Raw genomic sequence first — 4364 nt, forward strand, 5'->3', positions numbered from 1 at the left:
GTGATGATGGGAATGGTGGAAAAGGACGAACCAATGCCCAGAGTCACGAACAGGCCAAGCAACAGCAGCAGCGCGGCAGCGATAGGCGGGCTTTGCAAGCCACTGGTTACCGCTTCCACCAATACGGGAACCTGCCCGCTGGCATTCACCACAGAGGCGTAACCGTTAGCGGCGATCATGATGAAGCCAATCAGCGACATCATTTTGACCCCCTGAGTAAAGGCATCCTGGGAGTCCCCCCAGGGCACCACGCCGCCTGCCGTAAACACCAGAAAGCCGACCAGTGCGCCGAGAATAATGGAGTCGCTGTAAAGCTGCAGGGCCAGCGCTGACGCCAGTGCCAGTGCTGCGACGACCACGTTGCGTACCGAGAGAGGGGCGTGCTGTTCTTCACCGGGTAGCTGTACGGGCCGGTAGTCGCGGGGTTTACGGTAACGGAATATGGCCAGCAGCAGGCCAACCAGCATGCCGGCAGCGGGCAGTAGCATGGCCAGAGGCAAGGTGTCGTTGGGCAGCGCCAGGCCGGCCTTGGCCAGACTGGGCCCCAGTTGGGTGTGCAGGAAAATACTGCCGAAGCCCACTGGCAACATCATGTAAGGGGTGATCAGGCCAAAGGTCAGTATGCAGGCGGCCAGCCGGCGATCCAGGCGCAGCTGGTGCATCACTTCCAGCAAGGGCGGCACCAGAATCGGGATGAAGGCGATATGGATGGGCACCAGGTTCTGGCTCATGATCGCGGCAGCCAGCAGCACGGTGAGTAGCAGGGTGCGGATGCGGCGTAGCTGGCCGGGATCCGGCGAGCGGCCAAGTTTTTCGATGATGCGTCCGGCCAGCCATTCGGTGATGCCGGAGCGGGCGATGGCCACGGCAAAAGCCCCCAGCAGGGCATAGCTGAGGGCGATATTGGCGCCGTCGCCCAGGCCGTCAGTGAAGGCGGAAAGCGTGCTTTGCAATTCCAGCCCACTGCCCAGGCCCGCGACCAGCGCAGCGCAGAGTAACGCCAGCACCACATTCATGCGGGCAAGGCTGAGGCCCATCAGGATCAATACGGACCAGACAATGGGGTTGAATAACGGGTTCATGGTGCCTCCACCGGGCGTGCTCTGAGTCTACCGCGAGGCGGCGCAGTCTAGCAGGGGCGGCGAGCACTTCCTAACCCGGTGCCGGGCGTCTTTGGCCGGTCGGTGGTGTAATCCGGTTTCATTCAATGAATAGAGTGGGGCGGTGAACGTTTTCGCTTTCAGGTTGGGGCAAGCTCGCACGGGTGGCGGGCGAGCTGGCGGTTAGAGGCTACGGACGCTATTGGTCCGTGCGGTGCGACTCGCCTTCAATGGTGTCGCCGCCGCCAAGACCGGTTCGGTCATCGTTGCTGCCTGGTCGTTGCTGGAACGGGTTGGTTGCTCCGCCGGAGTAGCTTGAGCGAGTGTAGGCAAACCCGGCTCCCTGCACGGTGGTGAAGCTTTGCAACGAGCCTTTCTGGATCACCTTGTTGGCCATCCAGCGGCGTGAACCGGGTAGCAACAAGGCAAAGCCCACGGCGTCGGTAATAAAGCCCGGAGTGATCAGCAGAGCGCCGCCGAGCAGCAGCATCATGCCTTCGACCATTTCCTGCCCGGGCATTTCACCTTGCTGCATACGCTGATTCAGGCGTACCCAGGTACTGAGGCCCTGGCGGCGGAACAGGTAGCTGCCCAGCAGGGCGGTTGCCACGGTAGCAACAATGGTGATTGGCCAGCCGATTGCCCCGGCGACTTGTGCCAGTACCAGTACCTCCAGCAGAGCAAAACCGAAGATGAAAAAGAAAACGCGACCAAAACCCATGAGGTGTCCTGTTTGCCGTCAATAGTCAGTATGTGGTCATGATTGGACCTGAATTCAAGGGGCAGGTTCCTGCGCGATGGTTTGCTCCAGTTGCTGGCGGAGCCAGCGGTGGGCCGGGTCGCGTTGCTGGGCCGGTGACCAGATCATGTAGATGGGGACGGGCGGCAGGTCAACGGGGAAGGGCAGCACCTGCAACTGCATGGTTTCGGCGTACTGCTGAGCGAGCCGGTCGGGGACGGTGGCAATCAGGTCCGAGCCGCCGCAAACCGCCAGCATGCTGGCAAATTGGGTCACCCGGGCCCCCGTGCGGCGCTGCCAGCCGGGGGCATTGAGAATCTGGTCCAGGGGAAGTTGCCGATTGCGGTCCGGCAGCACCACATGTTCGGCATCCAGAAATTGCTGTTTGTTGCACCGTCCCTTGATGGTGGGGTGGCCCTTGCGGGCGATCACGGACAGCCGTTCTTGCAGTAATACGCTGCGTTGCAGGCGGTCATCGTCAGCCACGAAAGCGTCCACGGAGAGGTCTGCCCGGCCTTTGTGGAGTTCGTCGGGCATATCATCGTTGGCAGACAGGATTTCCAGTACCACCTGGGGCGCTTGTTGGCGGAGTCTGGCCAGCAGGGGGCCCAGTACCACCATTTCGAAATAGTCCAGGCTGAGAATGCGGAAATGGCGCTGGCTGGTGGCCGGGTCGAAGCGGTTATCCGGGTTCAGGGTGTCGCGCAGGGCGGCCAGTTGCGGGCCAAGCTGATCATGTAGCTCCCGGGCACGGGGGGTGGGTGTCATCCCATGGTGGGTGCGCACAAACAGGGTGTCTGCAAAGGTGTGGCGCAGGCGCTGCAGGGCCGCGCTGATTGCGGGCTGGCTCATGCCCAGCGATTCCGCGGCACGGGAGAGCTGGCCGGCCTCCATGATGGCATCGAAGACGGGCAGCAGGTTCAGGTCGATACTACGCAAGTTCAGCTTCATGGATATTAGTTATACCAAATATCAATTAGAAAGATAAATACAGTCTGTCTAGTTTGGAGGTGCGCATAACAACAACCGGGAGAATACCCATGGACCAGATACTGACCTTGTCAGTCACCACCTTCATCGTTATCACCGCCATCTGGGAAGTCTTTGCGGGCCGCACCCGCGAAGGCAGAAAGACTCGCCAGGACTGGAAAGTCGCGTTTCTTGCCACTTTCATCATGGTGGCTATTCAGCGCCCGCTGATGCTGCTGTTGATTACGCTGGCTCTGACCGGTCTCTTCCCGGGTAGCGCCGGATCACTTGCCTGGCTGCAAAGCGAGTATTTCTGGCCGACCCTGATTGCCTTCTTCTGCATCGAAGAATTCCTGCACGGGTCCTTCCACCTGTTTGCCCACAGTCGCCGCCCGAAGAACAAGGCGCTGCAGTGGGTGCAGGCGTTCTACAAGATGAGTCATCGACCCCATCACCTGGCTGGCGGCCAGGACAACAAGGGGCAGCTGTCTGTGACGCAGACCTTTGTGAATGGCTGGGCCTGGTGGTTGATCATGCCTAACTACGCCTTCCAGCTGGTTTGTCTGTATCTGGGCCTGGTGGAAATTTTCCTTGTGGCGACGGCCTTTAAAGGGTTGTGGGCAGCACAGACCCATGTGAACTGGAATTGGGATCTGTACTTCCATAATCACAAGTGGGCCTGGGTGCGTAAAACCATGTGGGCACTGGCGCACGTGATTACCTTTCCGACCCAGCATCACCATCACCATGCCCGTGGCCCCAACTCGGCCAAGAACGTGACGTCCACCCTGGCGATCTACGACTGGCTGATCTTCGGTACCCTGGCCATCGAGAAGGAAAAACCGAAGATGTATGGCTGGCGCCAGAATGATGAAGAAGCCAATAGTGTGCTCAAGCGTTATTTCAAATGGGATGTGCGCGAATACATGCCGGGTGGCGCGGCAAAGGCAAAAGCCCGCGCTGAAGCGAAGGCTGCCAAAAAGGCACAGAAAGAGGTGGCCGAGGTCGCCTGATCAACCTCGACTCCTTGTGCTATCCACCTCGGGAGAGCGTGGAATTAAAGACCTCGCCGGGTAACCGGCGGGGTCTTTTTTTGCCGCGCTGCGACCGGACACTGGCCCCTGCAGCGGCGCTGTAGAAAGCTTGGCCTGCAGCCCACAAAAAAGCCGCACCCTGTGGGCGCGGCTTTTTGTTGCTTCTTGCCTGTTGCGTGAAGCATGAGGCCTGCTGCGGGTTTAAGCCCCCAACAGCATCTGGCCACATACACGCACAACGTTGCCAGTCAGGCCCTGGGAGGCCGGGCTGGCAAAGAAAGCGATGGTTTCGGCCACGTCTACCGGTTGACCGCCCTGGTTCATGGCGTTCATGCGACGGCCCGCTTCACGGATGGTGAAGGGAATGGCGGCGGTCATCTGGGTTTCGATGAAGCCTGGTGCCACGGCATTGATGGTGATGCCTTGCTCGGCGTATTCATCCTTGAACGCATCGACCATGCCGATGACTGCTGCTTTGGAACAACCATAGTTGGTCTGGCCCAGGTTGCCGGCAATGCCCGC

The 4364-nt window shown here is 60.1% G+C and carries 5 protein-coding genes; 1 reads left to right on the top strand and 4 read right to left on the bottom strand.

Annotated features, from left to right (window positions below; genetic code table 11):
- The 3 genes from A3754_RS14140 to A3754_RS14150 form a co-directional block, all read right to left on the bottom strand.
- The coding region (locus tag A3754_RS14140; protein ID WP_063520211.1) for a Na+/H+ antiporter NhaC family protein at positions 1-1082 on the bottom strand (1082 nt) is incomplete at its 3' end.
- A 217-nt stretch (positions 1083-1299) separates the two neighbouring features.
- The gene (locus A3754_RS14145) at positions 1300-1821 is read right to left on the bottom strand and encodes an FxsA family protein (RefSeq protein WP_063520212.1); all 522 of its coding nucleotides are present in this window, start codon (positions 1819-1821) and stop codon (positions 1300-1302) included.
- A gap of 54 nt (positions 1822-1875) precedes the next feature.
- Positions 1876-2790: a LysR family transcriptional regulator gene (locus tag A3754_RS14150; protein ID WP_063520213.1), complete on the bottom strand. Its 915-nt coding sequence runs from the start codon at positions 2788-2790 to the stop codon at positions 1876-1878.
- A gap of 89 nt (positions 2791-2879) precedes the next feature.
- Between A3754_RS14150 and A3754_RS14155 the strand changes: the two genes are divergently transcribed.
- Positions 2880-3821, top strand: coding sequence for a sterol desaturase family protein (locus A3754_RS14155; RefSeq protein WP_063520214.1), 942 nt, complete (start codon positions 2880-2882; stop codon positions 3819-3821).
- Between the two features lie 222 nt (positions 3822-4043).
- On the opposite strand, the gene A3754_RS14160 is transcribed toward A3754_RS14155, so the two are convergent.
- The coding region (locus A3754_RS14160; RefSeq protein ID WP_156496998.1) for an SDR family oxidoreductase at positions 4044-4364 on the bottom strand (321 nt) is incomplete at its 5' end.

This window comes from Alcanivorax sp. HI0083 (assembly GCF_001635175.1).

What these genes read in the sequence shown, in the direction of transcription:
- A3754_RS14145 (WP_063520212.1), bottom strand. Translation starts at nt 1,821, where the DNA reads ATGGGTTTTGGTCGCGTTTTCTTTTTCATCTTCGGTTTTGCTCTGCTG.
- A3754_RS14150 (WP_063520213.1), bottom strand. Translation starts at nt 2,790, where the DNA reads ATGAAGCTGAACTTGCGTAGTATCGACCTGAACCTGCTGCCCGTCTTC.
- A3754_RS14155 (WP_063520214.1), top strand. Translation starts at nt 2,880, where the DNA reads ATGGACCAGATACTGACCTTGTCAGTCACCACCTTCATCGTTATCACC.